Genomic DNA, 17,038 nt, shown 5'->3' on the forward strand with positions numbered 1-17,038 from the left:
GGGAAAGCGGAGGAGCGACATGACACTAGCGATCGGGCCCGGCCCGTCCACATCCACGCCCCTCCGCTTTCCGTCTCCGATCGGCGGCATCGCCGGCACCAGTTTCAAGCACGAGCATCTCAAGGCGATCCTCGCGGATGGCCCGCAACGCGGCTTCTTCGAAGTTCATGCCGAGAATTACATGGGCGCGGGAGGGCCGCCGCACCGCGCCCTGGACGCAATCCGCCGCGACCATCCGCTGTCGCTGCATGGCGTCTGCATGTCGATCGGCGGGCCGCAGCCGCTCGACAAGGCGCATCTGGCCCGCTTCCGCGGCCTGGTGGCGCGCTACCAGCCGGCGATGGTGTCCGAACATCTGGCCTGGTCGACGCATGAGAGCAGCTTCTTCAACGATCTGCTGCCGCTGCCCTACACCGAGGCGACGCTGCGCCACGTCTGCGCTCACATCGACGAGATGCAGGAGGCGATCCGGCGTCCGATCCTGCTGGAAAACCCGTCGACCTATCTCGCTTTCACGGAAACGACCATGAGCGAGACCGATTTCATCCGCAGCGTTGCGGAGCGCACGGGATGCGGCCTGCTGCTCGATATCAACAACGTCTTCGTGTCCGCGACCAATCACGGCTTTTCGGCGCTCGACTATCTCGCTGATTTTCCGCTGTCGCGCATTGGCGAAATCCACCTTGCCGGGCACGACGAGCAGGCGGACGATGACGGCGAGCCACTCCTGATCGACAGCCATGACGGTCCGGTCGCGGACGCGGTGTGGAAGCTCTACGAGATCGTCATCGAACGCTGCGGCCCGGTGCCGACGCTGATCGAGTGGGACAGTAAGATTCCTGATTGGCCGGTTCTGCAAGCGGAAGCCGCCGCTGCACAGGCGATCCTCGATCGCTGCGGGACCGCCAAGCCCGCGGAGGATCGTCATGCCGCCTGAGCCGATCTCGTTTGCCGCGGCGTTCGCGCCGGCGCTGCTCGATCCGACGCGCGACGCGCCTCGGATCGTAACCGGCCCGAACGGCAAGGCCGCCGGAAAGCGCTACGACGTCTATCGCAACAATGTCACGGTGAGCCTGATCGACGCGCTCGCTGCGATCTATCCGGCGGTGCAACGCATCATCGGCCCTGACTTCTTCCGCGCGATGGCGCGCTCCCATGTTCGCGGCAGCCCGCCGACCTCGCCGTTGCTGTTCGAATATGGCCGCGGCTTTCCGGACTTCATTGCACGATATGAGCACGCGCAAACCGTGCCCTGGCTCGCCGATGTCGCCCGGATCGAACGAGCCTGGCTCGACGCCTATCACGCGCGCGACGCAACGCCGCTGGCGCCGGCGCAACTCGCGGCGGTCGCACCGGATCGACTGGCCGACCTCGTTCTCACACCGCACCCGGCAGCGCGGGTCGTGCGCGCTGAATTTTCCGCCGTGACGATCTTTGCCGCCAACCGCGATAGCGCGCCCGTGAGCCGCATCGACGCCTCAACACCGGAAGACGCGCTGATCACGCGGCCCGGCTTCGATGTCATCGTGCGGCACCTGCCTCCCGGCGGGGCGGTGTTCGCAACCTCCCTGACGGAGGGGCGGCCGTTCGGCGAGGCTGCGGCATCGGCGCTGGACGCCTCGCCCGACTTCGACATCGCCACCAACATCGCAGGTCTGATCGAAGCCGGCGCATTCACGTCAATCGCCTTCGGAGACGCATGATGATCACGGACCAACGCATGTCGGCCGAAGGAAGCCTGCCGCCACTGGGGCGTCTCGTCGACAACGCCAATCGTCTGGTGCAGACGATTGCTGCGCCCTCGCTGGTCCAGCTCGTGCTGCGGCTGGCGCTGGCGGTGCCGTTCTGGCGCTCCGGCATCCTCAAATGGGGCGGCTTCCTCAAGCTGAACGACACCGCGGTGTCGCTGTTCACCGACGAATTCATGCTGCATTTGCCGGGCGGCCCCTATCACTATCCCGCGCCGGCGGTGATGGCCTTCCTGTCGGGGTGCGGCGAGATCACGTTCCCGATCCTGCTGGTCCTCGGCCTCGGCACACGGTTCGCAGCCCTCGGGCTGCTGTTCATGACAGTGATCGTCGAGCTCACCGTGCCCGACGGCTGGCCGGTGCACATCACCTGGGCCGCAATGGCCCTCGGCATCATGGCCTACGGACCCGGACGCGTCTCGCTGGATCATTTGATCGGCCGGGCACTCTCGCCCGGGTGATGGGAGCGGCCAGGGCGGCCAGTCTGTGTTATCCTGGCCGTTATAGCTGAACCTTCAGCGAGGCATCCATGTCCAGCACTGACAAGGTTTTCGCCGGTTCGGTCCCAAAGCTGTACGACGAATATCTGGTGCCGCTGATCTTCTCCTTCTATGCCGACGACCTTGCCCGGCGCATCGCGGCGCTGTTGCCCTCGGACTTGCTCGAGATCGCCGCCGGCACCGGTGCCGTCACGCGGGCCGTGGCGGCGCTGCTGCCTCCCAGTGTCCGCTATGTCGCGACCGACCTCAACGAACCGATGCTCGCGGTCGCGAAGCAGCGTCAGGGCGATGACCCCCGCATGTCCTGGCGACAGGCGGATGCGCTAGCGCTGCCCTTCGACGATGCCGCGTTCGACGTCGTCTGCTGCCAGTTCGGCGCCATGTTCTTTCCGGATCGCAGCAAGGGCTATGCGGAAACGAAGCGGGTGTTGAAGCCTGATGGCGCGTACCTGTTCAGTGTCTGGGACCGTATCGAGGACAATGTGTTCGCGGACGACGCGACGATCACGCTCGGCAGGATGTTTCCCGACAATCCGCCGCTGTTCATGGCGCGGACGCCGCACGGCTACCACGACAAGGCTGTCATCAAGGCCGATCTCGAACGCGCGGGCTTCAAGGACATCTCGATAGAGACGCTGACAGCAATGAGCCGCGCGCCTTCGGCGGAATATGTCGCGATCGCCTACTGCCAGGGAACGCCACTGCGCGGCGAGATCGAGGCCAGAGATGCGAGCAAGCTCGAGGCCGCAACCGATGCCGTTGCGCAAGCCATCCGAAAACGCCACGGCTCCGGACCGGTCGAAGCCAGGATTCAGGCCCTGGTGATCACGGCCCGGCCGTAACGGCGCGAGCCGCTACGCTCCGGCCGCGCGCCTACCAAAAGCTCCGCTGCACCGGTTGCGTCGATTGATAGTACTGGTACTGGCCGCCGCGGCGGCGCGGATTGACCGGCTGCGGGGTGGGATCGCGCTGCCCAAAGAAGAAGAAGCCATTGCCGCCAAAGCCGTTGCCGCCCCAGCCATCGTCGGTGGCCACCTCCATCGGCGGCGCGGTCGGCTTGCGTGTGATGAAGCCGCCTTGCGGATGGTTGCTCAGGACCGCGACGAACTCGGTGCGGTAGTTGGTCTCGGCGCTCAGCGGCTCGTCCGAGATGATGATCGACGAGCGCGGCAATGCGGTCGGCCCGATGCGATCCCACACCTCCTGCGGAATGGTGACGCGGTCGAGCGCATCCCTGGCGCTGTCGCCCTCGTCGATGGTGACGACGCTCCAGCGCAGGCCGGTGTCGTTCTTCGCCATCGCCGTGAAGATGTGCGTGCCGAGCGGCTGGTCGGGATTGCGGATGGTGACGGGAACCTCGATGCTGGTGTCGAACACCTCGCCGCCGCCGTCGGGCGCCGGCTTGTGGGTATTGCGACGCACGTAGAGCTTTTGCGTCGAGCGGCTGATGTAGACCGATACCGGCTCTAGCGCGAGCTTTGCGTCGGTCGCAGCCTTCACGGCTTCAGCCTTCTTGGCCGCGGCCGCCTTGGCAGCATCCTTTGTTGCGGCAACCGCGTCGCGCTTCGGTTGCGCGGCGGCCTTGGCGGCGTCCAGCTGAGTTGCCGCATCCGCGGCCTTGGTCGCGGCCTTCTGCTTCAGCTCGTCGGCCTTTGCCTTGGCCTGATCAGTCTTGGCATTCGCGACCAGCTTGTCGGCATAGGCGTTGTCGGCGTCGGCGCGCGCCTTCTGCTGCTCGAGCTTGCGCAGCGATGCCGGAAGCGATTGCGCATCCTTCGCGGCTGCCGTCGCGGCCTTCTTGGCGTCATCAGCCGCGCTCGCGGCTTCCTCCGCCTGGGCGGAGAGCTTGTCGGCACGATTCGGTGCCGCCGCGATGGCCTCCTTGCTCGGCACGAACAGCGAGGGATGCGAGAAATCGACTGGAGCGGCGTCGTTCGGCGAGATGATCACCCGCATGCCGATATTGGTCTTGTCGAACAGGCCTTCGGCGAAGGGGAAGGGCATCCGCACGCAGCCGTGCGAGGCCGCGTAGCCGGGCAGCGGCCCGCCATGCAGCGCGATGCCGTTCCAGGTGATGCGCTGCATGTTCGGCATCCAGGCATCGTCATACATGGTGGAGTGGTGGTCCTTGTCCTTCTCGATAACGGCGAAGACGCCGGCGGGCGTCTCGCGCCCGGTCGTGCCGGTCGAGACCGGCGCGCGCAGAATCCAGCCCTCTGAATCGTAGAACGTGACCTGCTGGCTCTTGATCGATACGATCGCCATGATCGGCTCGCCGGCCTCGCGCTGCGCCACCGCCTCGGCGGTCTGGCGCGGCTGCTTCGCCGCCACGGTGTCCGGGATCATTGCAGACAGCGCAACCGCTACCGCGAACATCACAATTCCGGGAGGCCCCCAACGCCGCATCGCTCCATTGGATTGCGCCGTCGTCATCAGGTCTTTCATGCCATTCCCCGGTTGCCGGTCCGCACTTGCGTCGATCATCGATCAGATTGCGATCTCTAGATTAAGAAATCGCAGCCACCATCCGTTCCGTATCGGGCGATTTTCGGTCGGTTCCGGCGACAAAGCTCTCATATACGACGGCCCGCGCGGGCGGAAGGGCGGTCCGCGGCCGGGGCTGGCCTGGAGCTGGCGGACGCGCTCTGCGGCAGAATGTCCACCTGAAGCGGCAGGAGGGAATGTGACCGGAATCACAGAGAATTGCGCCAGGACGGCCGCCAGCAAGCGGTAGCGCTCGGCGTCAGTTGGCCCGCCCGCTCTACGGCGCGCCAACTGCCTTGTTCGCAACGAGCGCTTCGATCTCGGCGTCGCTCAGACCCGCTTCGCGCAACACCTCGCGCGAATGCTCGCCAAGGCGCGGCGCCATGCGATGGATGCCGGCCGGGCTTTCGGAGAATTTTGTCGCCGGACGCGCCTGCCGAATCCGTCCCTCAGTCGGGTGATCGATATCCGCGAACAGTCCGACAGCCGCGAGGTGCGGCTGATCGCCGATCTCGGTGAGCCGGGCAAACGCGGTGTGCGGCACGTCCAGCCGCAGCAGCAATTCTTCCCACTCCGCCGTGGTGCGGGTCGGTCCGATCTCGCTCATGCGGTCGTAGATCTTGTCGATGTTTTGCGAGCGCAGCACGGGATCGCGCACGCCGAGCTCGTCGCTCAATTCGGGGCGGCCGACGGCCTCGAAGAAGGCGCACCAATTGTCGCCCGAATAAGGCAGCATCGTCAGCCAGCCGTCCTTGGTCTTCACCGGACGCCGGTTCTTCATGCGCTTGTAGCCGGCCGGGCCGATCGGCGGATCGAACGCATGTCCGCCCAGCATCTCGATGCTGTTGAAGCCCGCGATTGTCTCCAGCATCGGCACCTCGACCATCTGGCCTTGTCCGGTGCGTTCGCGCCTGAACAGGGCTGCCGACACCGCACCAACCATCGCCATGGCGCAGATCTTGTCGCCGATCAGGCTCGGAACGAATTCCGGCTGCTCGTCAGATCCGATCGATGATGCGAGGCCTGAGGCCGCCTGGATGATCTCGTCAAAGGCAGGCCGCGCTGCCCAAGGGCCGTCCTGGCCAAAACCGGTCGCGGAGGCATAGATGAGCCGGGGATTGAGCTTGGCGCAGTCGCCGTAACCGAAACCGAGCCGCGCCATCGCTGCGGGGCGCACATTGGTGACAAGCGCGTCGACCGTCGGGATCAGCTTCGCCAGCGCCGCCTTGCCGTCCGGATGCTTCAAATCGAGCGCGAGGCTGCGCTTGTTGCGGTTGACCGCCATGAACTGGCCGCTCATGCCGCGGTTCCGGAACACGCCGGTGTAGCGCCAGGTGTCGCCCGACGGCGGCTCGATCTTGATGACGTCGGCGCCCCAGTCGCCGAGCATTTGCGCGGCATAGGGTCCGAACAGCACGCTCGTCAGATCGAGAACGCGGATGCCGCTGAGGGGGCCGGTCGGTGCCATCGTCTCTTCACTGTGGTTGGAGGAAGCATTCACGGTGAGCCTACTCGCCGAGAACGTCGCCGAACAGCTCCCAGGATTTTCCGTTGAAGCGCGCCATCTGCAACTGGCGGATCGGCGTCACCTGCTCCGCCGAGGTGTTGAGCCTGATGCCGGGCAGCAGCATCGGCAGCTCGACATCCCTAAAGGACTGCGCCTGCTTCATCAAATTGGCGCGCGTGAGATCGTTGCCGGCACGCTGCAGCACCATCTCCATCATCTGCGCCATGGTGTAGCCGGTGACGTTGAAGATATCGGCGGGATCAGCGCCGGAATTGTAGGTCTTCATCCATTCGCGCCAGGCTTTCATGCCGGCGTCGTTCTCCCAGCGCGGATCACCGGGATCCTTCAGGAAGGCACCGGTGACGATGCCGACGGAATTCTCGAGCCCGGCCGGCGCCAGCACGGAGCCGACGGAATTGGAGACGGCGGGAACGATGATCTGCGGCTTCCAGCCGAGCTCGGCGACCTTCTTGATCGCCTGAGCCGCGAATTTGGGCGTGCACTCGTTGAACAGAACGTCGGCGCCTGCGGCCTTGAATTTGACGATCTGGGAGTCGACCGTCGCATCCGTCGTCTCGTACACCGCTTCCGACACGATCTGGCTGACGTGCTCGCCAAGCCCCTCCTTGAAGCCGGCGAGATAGTCGCGGCCGGGATCCTCGTTCGGCGTGATCACCGCGATCCTGGCGTCGGGCTTGTTCGCCAGAATCCACTTGGCGTAGATTCGTCCTTCAGTCCTGTAAGTCGGCTGCGAACCGGTGGTCCAGGGAAAATGATGCGGATCGTTCCAGCGGCTGGCGCCGCTCGACGGGAACAGCTGCGGCACCTTCTTGACGTTGAGATATTTTTGCGCGGCGATGTTCGGGCCGGTGCCGAGCATCGAGAACATCGCCAGGACCTCGTCGCTCTCGACGAGACGACGCGTCTGCTCGACCGTCTTCGCCGGCGAGTAGGCGTCGTCCATGCTGAGAAGATCGACCTTGCGGGCGTTGATGCCGCCCTTGTCGTTGAGCATCTTGAAATAGGCGATCTCGGCGCGGCCGATCGCGGAATAGGCCGAGGCCGGTCCCGAATAGGGCATGGTCTGGCCGAGCTTGATGCCCGTGTCGGTCGCGCCGGTGTCGTAATTTCCGGCCGTCGCGACCGAAGCAGCGCTCAGGACGGCAAGCAGAGCGACGACTCCGGCGATGAACTTGAATTGGTGGCCGGGCATGCGCGGCATCTCCTTCCCTGGCAGAGTGCATCGACGCGCGGGCTCGCAAGGCCGCGGTCAACGTCCTCCGCTTCGTTTTTTGGTTATCATCGACCCCATCGCTCGCGATGTCGGCAGGCGGGACGATACCTTGATTATCGGGCGTGAGATGTAGCTTAGAATTCAGATGCGTATGCGCGGCTTGCAGCCGTCAGACCTCGAGCCATTCCTGCCGCACGGCGGCATTGGCCTTGAGCTCTTCCGGCGTGCCTTCGAACACCACGCGGCCGTGGCCCATGATGTAGACGCGCCTGGAGATGCGCATCGCGATCGACAGTTTTTGCTCGACGAGGAGGATGGCGACGCCGGCCTGCGCTATCCGCGCAATGAGATCGCCGACCTGCTGCACGATCAGCGGCGCGAGGCCTTCGGTGGGCTCGTCGATCATGATCAGATCGGGATCGCCCATCAGCGTCCGGCACGTCGTCAGCATCTGCTTCTCGCCGCCGGACAGCACGCCCGCGGCCGTATCGGCACGCGCGGCGAGATTGGGGAACATGTCGAGCATGTCCTGCAGCCGCCATTTGCCGGGACGGCGCGTGTCCTTGATGCCGAGCAGCAGGTTCTGGCGAACCGTCAGGCTCGGGAAGATGTCGCGATGCTCGGGCACATAGCCGAGCCCGAGGTGGGCGATCTTGTAGCTGGGCAGGCCCGCGATGTCCTTGCCCTTGAAGCGGATCGTGCCTTGCGGGGCGACCTCACCCATGATCGCCTTGACCGTGGTGGAGCGGCCGACGCCATTGCGGCCGAGCAGGCTCACGACCTCGCCGGCGCCGACATCGAGGTCGACGCCCTGAAGAATGTGGCTCTTGCCGTAATAGGCGTGGAGATCCCTGACCTCGAGCATCAGTGCGCTTCCTCGCCGAGATAGGCTTCCTTGACCTTCGGATCGCGCCGGATCTCTTCCGGCGTGCCCGATGCGATGATGTGGCCATAGACCAGCACCGAGATGCGGTCGGCGAGGCCGAACACGACGCTCATGTCGTGCTCGACGATCACGAGCGTCTTGCCCTCGGTCAGCCGCCGGATCAGCGACACGGCGCGGTCGGTCTCGGCGTGGCTCATGCCGGCGGTCGGCTCGTCGAGCATGACGACGGTGGCGCCGCTCGCGATGGTGATGCCGATCTCGAGCTCGCGCTGCTCGGCATAGGTCAAAAGACCCGCCGGCACGTCACGCCGATGCGTCAGATGGATGTCGTCGAGAATCCGAGCCGTGCGCTCACGCACCTCCGGCAGGCTGTCGACGTTCTTCCAGAACGCGTAGCGATGCCCCGTGGCCCACAGCACGGCACAGCGCACGTTCTCCCAGACCGTCATGCGCGCGAACACGTTGGTGACCTGGAACGAGCGCGACAGGCCGCGGCGGTTGATCTCGAATGGCCGCAGGCCGGAGATCACATCGCCATTCAGCTTCACCTCGCCCGAGGTCGGGGCGATGTGGCCGCTGATCAGGTTGAACGTGGTTGATTTGCCGGCGCCGTTCGGGCCGATGATGGCGTGACGCTCACCCTCGGCAACGCTGAGATTGAGGTCGCGGATGATGCCGACATTGCCAAAACGCTTCTCGACAGCGCGGACTTCGACGGCTGCGCCCTTTCCAGATACCGCTCCGCTCATGCGAGATACCCCCGGTCCCGCGCCACCGTGCCGGCGCGGTCCCACGCCTCCGCGATCCGCCGCCAGGTCAGCCGCGCGACGACGAAGCCCCCGACAACGAGGACCGCCGCCGCGATCCATGTCACCGGCGATGTCGGATTGAAGGCGATGCCGAACAGGTTGATTGCGTCGCCGCCGGAGAACCGTGCGACGGTCTCGATGGCCAGGATCACGCCGCAAGCGAGCGCGACCGTCGGCACGATCGCAACGAGATAGGACGGGATCACCGTCCATAGCGTCCCGGCGCGGATCAGCGGCCGATGCATCATCAACAGGCCGGCAATGCCGCCCGGCGCATACATCACGATGCCGATGAAGATGATGCCGAAATAGAGCTGCCAGGCCGTGGTGAGGTTGGTCAGCCCGAGTTGGAGATAGGTCACCAGGATCGCGCCGAGGATCGGGCCGAAGAAAAACGCGGTGCCGCCGATAAAGGTCGAGAACAGCACGAGGCCGGACTGGATCGCGCCGAGATAGGCGGAGTTCGCGATCTCGAAATTGATCGCGGCAAGACCTCCGGCAATGCCGGCGAAGAAGCCTGCGAAGCAGAACGCGATGTAGCGGACGACGTGCGGATCGTAGCCGATGAACTGGACGCGCTCCGGATTGTCGCGGACCGCATTGCAGATCCGCCCGAGCGGTGTGCGGGTCAGCGCGTACATCGCGATCGCCGACAACACCAGCCAGAAGGCGATGAGATAGTAGACTTGAAGCTGCGGCCCGAACGACCAGCCGAGCAGTTTCGGCAGCGCGGTGCGATCCGTGGTGATGCCGGACTCACCGCCGAACACCGAGCGCAGGATCAGCGATGAGGACGCCACCAATTCGCCGATGCCGAGCGAGATCATCGCAAACACCGTGCCGGCGCGCTTGGTCATGACCCAGCCGATGATCATCGCAAACATGAGGCCGCCCAGCCCGCCGAACAGCGGAATGAACGGCAGCGGGATCGGCCAGCCATGCGACACCACCGCATTCATCATGTGGCAGGCCGCGAAGCCGCCGAGGCCGTAATGCACGGCGTGACCGAACGACAACAGGCCGGTCTGGCCGAGCAGGATGTTGTAGGACAGCGCGAACACGATCGCGATGCCGATCAGGCTGAAGGATGTCAGCGAGCCGCCCGACGAGAAGATCATCGGCAGGACGATCAGCACGACGATGCCGATCAGCCAGACGCCGTAGAAGCGCAGGCTTCCGCCGGCAGCATCTGCCGCCGCCTTGGAGGTCGAAGTCGTAGCCGTGGTCATGATTCGCGCGTCCCCATCAGGCCCATGGGGCGAACGATCAGAATGACCACCAGCAGAAGGTACGGAACGATCGGCGCGACCTGCGCGATCGTGACGTTCCAGATGTCGGTGAGGACGGACGGTCCCGCCGACGGATCGAGCGGTCCGAAGGCGCTCGCCAGCGAGCCATCGAGCGCCACTGCGAACGTCTGCACCAGTCCGATGACGAGCGACGCGATGAAGGCGCCAGGCAAGGAGCCGAGGCCGCCGAACACGATAACCACGAACAGGATGGGTCCGAGCGAGGCCGCCATGTCGGACTGGGTCACCAGGGCGGGACCTGCAATGACGCCGGCAAGGGCGGCGAGCGCGCTACCGACCCCGAACACCGCCATGAAGACGCGCCCGACATTATGGCCGAGATGCCCGACCATGTGCGGATGCGTCAGCGCCGCCTGAACGATGAGACCGACGCGGGTGCGTTTCAGCACGATCAGCAGCGCCACGAAAATGATGACCGACACGGCCAGCATGAAGATCTTGTAGGCGGGATAGTTGGTCGAGAAGATGGTGAAGGCCGGGAAATCCAGCAGCGCCGGCACGCGGTAGTCGAGCGGGCTCTTGCCCCAGATCATCGAGACGATCTCTTCGATCGCAAAGGCGAGACCAAACGTCAGCAGCAGCTCGGCGACATGGCCGTGCTTGTGCGTGTTGCGCAAGCCGTAGCGCTCCACCGCCATGCCAATCGCACCAACCAGCAGCGGCGCTACCACCAGCGCCGGCCAGAAGCCGATCCACTTCGTGAGCTGGAAGCCGAAGAAGGCGCCGAGCATGTAGAAGCTGGCATGGGCGAAGTTTAGCACGCCCATCATGCTGAAGATGACGGTCAGCCCGCTCGACAACAGGAAGAGCAGCATGCCGAACAGCACACCGTTCAGGGTCGAAATGACAATGAGTTCAAGCACAGCGCACTCATGGGTATCCGGGGCTCGCTGGTCCCGGTGAACATCGCCCAACCGATCAAATGCATTCCGGCCGCCTTCTCGCGACCGATAGCGGCCGCGGAAAGGCGACGTATTCCCTGATTACGGCCGCGCCATCTTGCAGGTCGTGGAGACCATGGCCTGCGGCGTGTCGATCCTGGAGACCAGATGCCAACCCCAACCGGTGCTCTCCTCGTCGAACGGCTCGCTCTCGGTCAGCTTGCCGAACGAGGAGATGTAGATCGGCTGCAAGAACTGATGATCGTCCTTGCGCATGATGCCCTGGCCACCGTCCAGGACATCGAACTTCAGGTCCTCGAGCGCCGCCGCCACCTTCACGGGGTCGATCGAGTTGGCCTTCTCGGCCGCGGCCTTGAACATCCGCATCTCGTTGACCGCACGCGGATACCACAGCGACAGGTTCACCTTGGCGCGGAAGGCCTTCTCGTAGTCCATCGCGGCCTTGTTGCCGGAGTTGGCAAAGCCCTCGGTGATCTGGAAGACTTGCCCATCGAGACCGGTCTGCTTGATGGCGGTCGGGCCACCGGCGCCGCCGGCATAATAAGTGTACCAGTTGACCTTCAGCCCGGCATCGGCTGCGGCCTTGAGCAGCAGCGCGAAATCCTGGCCCCAATTGCCGGTGACGACGCTATCGGCGCCGGACGCCTTGATCTTGGCGATGTAGGGCGAGAAGTCCGTGACCTTCAGCAGCGGATGCAGCTCGTCGCCGACGATCTGGATGTCGGGCCGCTTGGCTCCGAGCATCTTGCGCGCATCGGTGCGAACGGACTGGCCGAACGAATAGTCCTGGTTGATCAGGTACACCTTCTTGATGGAGGCGGTGTCCTTCATGTAGTTGGTCAGCGCTTCCATCTTGATGTCGGAGCTCGCATCCCAGCGGAAATGCCAGTAGCTGCACTTCTCGTTGGTCAGGCTCGGATCGACGGCGGCGTAGTTGAAGTACAGGACTTCCTTGCCGGGATTGCGCGAGTTGTTCTTGGTGACGAAGTCCGACAGCGCCGCGCCCACGGACGAGCCGTTGCCCTGGGTGATGTAGTGAACCCCGGCGTCGATCGCCTTCTGGGCCTGAACCAGGCTCTCTTGCGGATTGGTCTTGTTGTCGAGCGGGACGATCTCGATCTTGTGGCCGAGGATGCCGCCCTTCACGTTGAGCTCGTCGGCCAGATACTGGAATGTCTTCAAGCCACCCTCGCCGACACTGGCGCCGCCGCCGGAGAGCGGATCGATGTAGCCGATCTTGAGGCTGTCCTCGGCCGACGCTGCATGACCAAGCATCGGGACGATCACGGCAATGGCCAAAGTGAGCTTGCGCATTGTTTGTTTCCTCGCTGAATTTCGACTTTAGTCGATAGATGCATGCGCATATTGCTGCGCAATTTCAAACTCCTACTGAGCAGAACGGGCTTTGATTGACAAGCTCGGCAAGGCATGGCTCCGGCTGCCGCTACCGCAAAATGTAAAAGCCGGTGGCTTATCGCGTTTGCAGAAATTTCCGTGACGAGAAATAGGCACCGCGCGGCAACGCCGGTGGGTGCCGGCTACAGGTTACAACAGTCCGCGATCACGGGCAGATCGGGCATGGACCGGGCTCTTACCTCCGCAAAGGAGACGAGCCGCAGGCGCTCCTCATCCCATAAGACCAGCGGCACAGACCGCAGACTCTGGAGCAGGGTCATTCGTCCGACGCCAGCGAGCTGCGGATGATCCCGCAACACATCCGGCAGTCGATAGCAGGGAATTCTGCTGCTGAGATGGTGGATGTGGTGGATGCCGATATTGGCCGTGAACCATCGCAAGACAGCCGGCAAATGGTAGTGGGAACTGCCATGCAGCGCAGCCTCGTGAAAACTCCAGCCTTCGTCATGGGACCAGTACGTGTCCTCGAACTGGTGCTGAACGTAGAACAGCCAGACACCGATCGACGCCGCCAGAATTATGATCGGCAGATGCACAAGCAGGAACGGCCCATAGCCCACCAGGCGGATCATCGCGGCGACGAGAACCGCGATGGCAGCATTTGTGCCCATCGTGCTCAACCAGGGCTTCCAGCCGCCGCGCATCCTCCCGACCGGCAATCGGTGCTTCAGGATGAACAAATATGAAGGACCGACGCCAAACATCACCATGGGATGCCGGTAGAGACGATAGAGCATCCGACGCCATCGAGATTGCGCGAGAAACTCGCGGACGGTCAACGTATCGATGTCGCCAAGACCCCTGTGATCGAGATTGCCGGAGCTCGCATGATGGTGCGCATGATTATGCCGCCAATAATCGTAAGGCGTCAGTGTCACGACACCGATGGCCCGGCCGACCCAGTCGTTCACGACCCGGCTGCGGAAGAACGAGCCGTGTCCGCAATCGTGCTGGATCATGAAGAGGCGGACGAGCAAGCCGGCTGCGGGCACCTCGAGCAGCAAGCCAAGCCAATAGCCATTGTCAAAAGCATTCCAGGTCAGGGCCCAGATGACCAGCAACGGCACTGCCGTGACTGCCAGTTCGAGGACGCCGCGCGTACTGTCGGGCTCGCGATAACGGCCGAGCAGTTGCGCCAATGCACGGATTTCCGGCATCCTTTGAGCCATATCTAGTCTGCTTTCTGAAAATGCCCGCCCAGGACGGCACGCTTCCCGCGCACGAACGCCTTCGGCAGTGGCTCTGAGGTCGCGCTTCCAAACACTCTCTTATTGATTCGAGCGCGAATGTCCTGCCGAGCAGTATTGCACAATCCAATATCCAACATCCACCCCCGAATTTCCCGGGACAGTACGGCCCACCGCGATTGCAATCAGATGCGGGCTACCCTCCTGTTCCGACGATGCGGGCGGGCGGCGTCGGCCCGCGGCTAGACGCCGAGCGCCTTGTGGTTGAACGTCCGCAGGAACCGGAGCGACAACGTCCGCACATTCGCGACATTCAGCAGCCACGCGGCGGCGGTGTAGGCGAGGCCGCCCGCAACACTCACGACGATCAGCGACACGAGGCCGGTGCCGCCGACCTGTGCGCGTGCGATGAGGATCGCAGCCGCCATCACTGCTGCCGATGCCGCGACGCCGGCAAGCCGGTTGAGGTCGAACGGCACGGGATGGGCGCGGTGCATCAGCGTGACAGCGACAACGAAGCCGATTGCCTCGGTCGCCAGCGTCGCCAGCGCCGCACCGTAGAGGCCGTAGCCCGCTACCAGTGCGATCATCAACGCCACACTCACAACCAAGGTGAGGAACGACTGCGCCGCCAGCATGAACGGCCGCTCGGCGAGCTGGAAGCTGATCTGCACGTAGAATTGGTTGGCGATGCCGAAGAAGCGGGCGAGCACCAGCGTCGGCAACAGTGCCGACACGCCGGCGCGGAAATCGACGCCGACGAGCGTGCCCGCGACCTGGTCGGATGCGAGCGCAAGCCAGACCGCGACGGGTGCGACGACGACGAGCAGCAGATCGAGACTCTCGGTCAAGCGCTCCCGTGTCGTCTCGTTGTTCTTTTCCGACAACGAACGAAACACCAGTGGCACGGTGGCTGCGGCGACGCTGGAGGCGATCATGACCATGAACTGGCGCGGCAGATCGGCGGCGACGCCAAAAATACCGGCGGCATCCCTACCGAGCAGCCAGGCGACGATGAGCCGGTCGCTGGTCGAGTAGAGCGCAACCGAAAGCCCGGCCAGCGTCAGCGGCAGGCCGTAGCGCGCCAGCTGCATGAACTGGCTGCGCTGAAAGCGCGCGATCTTCGTGCGATCGCCAACGAGGTTGAGAATGATGCCGGTCAGCGAGCCCAGGCCGAACGCCGCGAGCAGGCCCATGCCGCCCCAGCCAAGCCAGATCCCGAGCAGGCCGAAGCCCACGCTCGACACGCTGCGCACGATCGAGATCGCCGCGAAGCGATAGGGGCGCAATTTGGCACGTTCGAACTCCTGGCCGACATCGACCGCATTCGACATGATCGCGACGAACATGCTGGCGAGCACCAGCTCGACGCTGACATCGCCGCGGAACAGGAACACCAGCGGGGTCGCGGCGCACATGGCAACGACCGTCAGCGCGAATGCGACCATCGCCGTGCCGCGAAAATCAACCTCCGACGACATCGCCTGGTAGCGTGACACCGACAGCTTGATCCAGGCGAAGAAGATCGCCCCCAGAATGCCGGCAATGCTGATGCCGACGACATAGACGCCGTACTCCGCCGGCGTCAGCAGCCGCGTGTAGGCGGTGACCGCGAAGAAGCCCACCGCCGCGGGCAGGATGTAGGCAACGAGATAGATGGAGAAATGGCGATTCAGCATGCGTGCACGGCACCGGCGGCCTTGAAATCGAGCGGCCGTTAATCAGTTGGACTTTGGCTTGACGATCGAAGGCTTGACGATCGGACTGCGCCGCAGCATCTCCCAGGATAGTCATTTAAGTCTGCAGAACGGCCGCCGAATGGGGTGGCCTCCCCGGTTTCGCGCGTTAGCGTTAAATTTGCCCTGTCCTTGTACGGACCGACCCGATCACCGAAAAGAAACCATGATTTCAAGGCGTCGCCCGGCTTTCTCTTAGTATGGACGTGACTGACATGGACGTTGCCGAGCGTGTGCGGGCAAACCCCGCCTCCGTGCCCCATGGCGGGACGGATGCGTCTCTGGTTCCGGCCGCCCCCGCCGACCGGGACGAGCGGATGACGCTCAACCTGTTCTTCGAGGAGCGGGACGACCGCTGGTTTCCGGGCGACCGCCACATCCGGCCGCTGCTGCGGCGGATGCTGCTCGGCAAGTCCTGGATCAGCGGCCAGCGGCGCGTGTTCCTCAATCTCCGTGCCGGGCTCGACCGGGTCGGGATCCGCTATCGCGTCAACGACTACGGCTACATCCGCAAGCATCCGGACGAGCTCGCCTGCATCATCGGGCGTCCCTTCGTGCTCGACTGGTTCGCCTGGCAAAACCCGCTTTTGCTGGGGGTCGCCATGTACAACCATCCCGTGGATGCACCGGAGCATCTGAAAGACTTGCACAAGACGATTTTGGTGCCCTGCGACTGGTACGCGGAGATGTGCCGGCCGTACTGGCCGCATGTCGAGGTCTGGCCGGTCGGCATCGAAACCGATGTGTGGACCGAGACCGCCGCCGAGCAGAAGAGCGTCGATGTGCTGCTCTATGACAAGGTGCGCTGGGAGCACGAGCGCTACGGGAGCGAGCTGATCGAACCGATCCGCCGGCATCTCGAAGCCAGCGGCCGCTCGGTCGAGGTGATCCGCTACGGTCACTACAAGGAAGACGACTACAAGGCGGCGCTGGCGCGCTGCCGCAGCATGGTGTTCCTCTGCGAGCATGAGAGCCAGGGCATCGCCTGTCAGCAGGCGCTGTCGAGCGGCGTGCCCGTGTTCGCGTGGAATCGCGGCGGGCCGTGGCAGGATCCGGAGTATTTTCCGGACAAGGTGAGATACGAAGGCGGCGTGTCCTCGGTGCCCTATTTCGACGCACGTTGCGGCCGCACGTTCATCGACGCGAACGGCTTCGTCGCCGGCTGGAGCGACTTCTGGTCGCAGGTCATCGCGGGCGACTTCGCACCTCGCGATTATGTGATGGACAATCTGACGCTCGAAAAGGGCGCGCTTCACTATTACGGGATCGCTGAGGCGGTGCAGCGTCAGGCGCGCTGACAAGACCGTTCGCGAAAGTTA

General features: G+C 64.1%; 15 protein-coding genes. 5 read left to right on the forward strand and 10 right to left on the reverse strand.

Annotated elements, in window-relative coordinates; genetic code table 11:
• Positions 1-19: 19 nt before the first annotated feature.
• The 4 genes from bufB to ABID58_RS22705 all read left to right on the forward strand — a co-directional run bounded on the left by bufB (position 20) and on the right by ABID58_RS22705 (position 3,090).
• On the forward strand, positions 20-937 hold the full coding sequence (bufB, locus tag ABID58_RS22690) for an MNIO family bufferin maturase (protein WP_354034752.1): 918 nt from the start codon (positions 20-22) through the stop codon (positions 935-937).
• Positions 927-1,703 carry an HvfC/BufC N-terminal domain-containing protein gene (locus tag ABID58_RS22695; RefSeq protein WP_354034754.1) on the forward strand — a complete coding sequence of 259 codons (777 nt, stop codon included), beginning with the start codon at positions 927-929 and terminating at the stop codon, positions 1,701-1,703. The genes bufB and ABID58_RS22695 overlap by 11 nt, the downstream gene beginning before the upstream one ends.
• The gene (locus ABID58_RS22700; RefSeq protein ID WP_354034859.1) at positions 1,703-2,209 is read left to right on the forward strand and encodes a DoxX family protein; all 507 of its coding nucleotides are present in this window, start codon (positions 1,703-1,705) and stop codon (positions 2,207-2,209) included. Before ABID58_RS22695 ends, ABID58_RS22700 begins: the two co-directional genes overlap by 1 nt.
• Positions 2,210-2,277: 68 nt before the next feature.
• The gene (locus ABID58_RS22705) at positions 2,278-3,090 is read left to right on the forward strand and encodes a class I SAM-dependent methyltransferase (RefSeq protein WP_354034756.1); all 813 of its coding nucleotides are present in this window, start codon (positions 2,278-2,280) and stop codon (positions 3,088-3,090) included.
• Positions 3,091-3,121: 31 nt separating this feature from the next.
• Here the strand turns inward: ABID58_RS22705 and ABID58_RS22710 are convergent, their stop codons facing one another.
• The 10 genes from ABID58_RS22710 to ABID58_RS22755 all read right to left on the reverse strand — a co-directional run bounded on the left by ABID58_RS22710 (position 3,122) and on the right by ABID58_RS22755 (position 15,662).
• Positions 3,122-4,693: a L,D-transpeptidase gene (locus ABID58_RS22710; RefSeq protein WP_354034758.1), complete on the reverse strand. Its 1,572-nt coding sequence runs from the start codon at positions 4,691-4,693 to the stop codon at positions 3,122-3,124.
• Between the two features lie 316 nt (positions 4,694-5,009).
• On the reverse strand, positions 5,010-6,200 hold the full coding sequence (locus ABID58_RS22715; protein WP_354034760.1) for a CaiB/BaiF CoA transferase family protein: 1,191 nt from the start codon (positions 6,198-6,200) through the stop codon (positions 5,010-5,012).
• A gap of 40 nt (positions 6,201-6,240) precedes the next feature.
• Positions 6,241-7,452, reverse strand: coding sequence for an ABC transporter substrate-binding protein (locus tag ABID58_RS22720; RefSeq protein ID WP_354034762.1), 1,212 nt, complete (start codon positions 7,450-7,452; stop codon positions 6,241-6,243).
• A 190-nt stretch (positions 7,453-7,642) separates the two neighbouring features.
• Positions 7,643-8,338: an ABC transporter ATP-binding protein gene (locus ABID58_RS22725; protein ID WP_354034764.1), complete on the reverse strand. Its 696-nt coding sequence runs from the start codon at positions 8,336-8,338 to the stop codon at positions 7,643-7,645.
• Positions 8,338-9,108 carry an ABC transporter ATP-binding protein gene (locus ABID58_RS22730; RefSeq protein ID WP_148753335.1) on the reverse strand — a complete coding sequence of 257 codons (771 nt, stop codon included), beginning with the start codon at positions 9,106-9,108 and terminating at the stop codon, positions 8,338-8,340. Before ABID58_RS22730 ends, ABID58_RS22725 begins: the two co-directional genes overlap by 1 nt.
• On the reverse strand, positions 9,105-10,397 hold the full coding sequence (locus ABID58_RS22735) for a branched-chain amino acid ABC transporter permease (protein ID WP_354034766.1): 1,293 nt from the start codon (positions 10,395-10,397) through the stop codon (positions 9,105-9,107). Before ABID58_RS22735 ends, ABID58_RS22730 begins: the two co-directional genes overlap by 4 nt.
• Entirely contained in the window at positions 10,394-11,341 is a 948-nt protein-coding gene (locus tag ABID58_RS22740; protein ID WP_354034768.1) for a branched-chain amino acid ABC transporter permease, read from the reverse strand. Before ABID58_RS22740 ends, ABID58_RS22735 begins: the two co-directional genes overlap by 4 nt.
• Positions 11,342-11,461: 120 nt before the next feature.
• Positions 11,462-12,694: a branched-chain amino acid ABC transporter substrate-binding protein gene (locus ABID58_RS22745; protein ID WP_148753332.1), complete on the reverse strand. Its 1,233-nt coding sequence runs from the start codon at positions 12,692-12,694 to the stop codon at positions 11,462-11,464.
• Between the two features lie 224 nt (positions 12,695-12,918).
• Positions 12,919-13,965 carry a fatty acid desaturase gene (locus ABID58_RS22750; RefSeq protein ID WP_354034770.1) on the reverse strand — a complete coding sequence of 349 codons (1,047 nt, stop codon included), beginning with the start codon at positions 13,963-13,965 and terminating at the stop codon, positions 12,919-12,921.
• 260 nt (positions 13,966-14,225) lie between these two features.
• Positions 14,226-15,662, reverse strand: a complete 1,437-nt coding sequence (locus ABID58_RS22755) for a lipopolysaccharide biosynthesis protein (protein WP_354034772.1) — start codon at positions 15,660-15,662, stop codon at positions 14,226-14,228.
• 272 nt (positions 15,663-15,934) lie between these two features.
• On the opposite strand from ABID58_RS22755, the gene ABID58_RS22760 reads away from it, so the two are divergent.
• Positions 15,935-17,017, forward strand: a complete 1,083-nt coding sequence (locus ABID58_RS22760; RefSeq protein ID WP_354034774.1) for a glycosyltransferase family 1 protein — start codon at positions 15,935-15,937, stop codon at positions 17,015-17,017.
• Positions 17,018-17,038 lie beyond the last annotated feature (21 nt).

It is taken from the genome of Bradyrhizobium sp. S3.2.6 (genome assembly GCF_040546885.1).
Classification (GTDB): domain Bacteria; phylum Pseudomonadota; class Alphaproteobacteria; order Rhizobiales; family Xanthobacteraceae; genus Bradyrhizobium; species Bradyrhizobium cytisi.

Coding starts and splice junctions, on each gene's coding strand:
- bufB (WP_354034752.1), top strand. CDS start 20: ATGACACTAGCGATCGGGCCCGGCCCGTCCACATCCACGCCCCTCCGC.
- ABID58_RS22695 (WP_354034754.1), top strand. CDS start 927: ATGCCGCCTGAGCCGATCTCGTTTGCCGCGGCGTTCGCGCCGGCGCTG.
- ABID58_RS22700 (WP_354034859.1), top strand. CDS start 1,703: ATGATCACGGACCAACGCATGTCGGCCGAAGGAAGCCTGCCGCCACTG.
- ABID58_RS22705 (WP_354034756.1), top strand. CDS start 2,278: ATGTCCAGCACTGACAAGGTTTTCGCCGGTTCGGTCCCAAAGCTGTAC.
- ABID58_RS22710 (WP_354034758.1), bottom strand. CDS start 4,693: ATGAAAGACCTGATGACGACGGCGCAATCCAATGGAGCGATGCGGCGT.
- ABID58_RS22715 (WP_354034760.1), bottom strand. CDS start 6,200: ATGGCACCGACCGGCCCCCTCAGCGGCATCCGCGTTCTCGATCTGACG.
- ABID58_RS22720 (WP_354034762.1), bottom strand. CDS start 7,452: ATGCCCGGCCACCAATTCAAGTTCATCGCCGGAGTCGTCGCTCTGCTT.
- ABID58_RS22725 (WP_354034764.1), bottom strand. CDS start 8,338: ATGCTCGAGGTCAGGGATCTCCACGCCTATTACGGCAAGAGCCACATT.
- ABID58_RS22730 (WP_148753335.1), bottom strand. CDS start 9,108: ATGAGCGGAGCGGTATCTGGAAAGGGCGCAGCCGTCGAAGTCCGCGCT.
- ABID58_RS22735 (WP_354034766.1), bottom strand. CDS start 10,397: ATGACCACGGCTACGACTTCGACCTCCAAGGCGGCGGCAGATGCTGCC.
- ABID58_RS22745 (WP_148753332.1), bottom strand. CDS start 12,694: ATGCGCAAGCTCACTTTGGCCATTGCCGTGATCGTCCCGATGCTTGGT.
- ABID58_RS22750 (WP_354034770.1), bottom strand. CDS start 13,965: ATGGCTCAAAGGATGCCGGAAATCCGTGCATTGGCGCAACTGCTCGGC.
- ABID58_RS22755 (WP_354034772.1), bottom strand. CDS start 15,662: ATGCTGAATCGCCATTTCTCCATCTATCTCGTTGCCTACATCCTGCCC.
- ABID58_RS22760 (WP_354034774.1), top strand. CDS start 15,935: ATGGACGTTGCCGAGCGTGTGCGGGCAAACCCCGCCTCCGTGCCCCAT.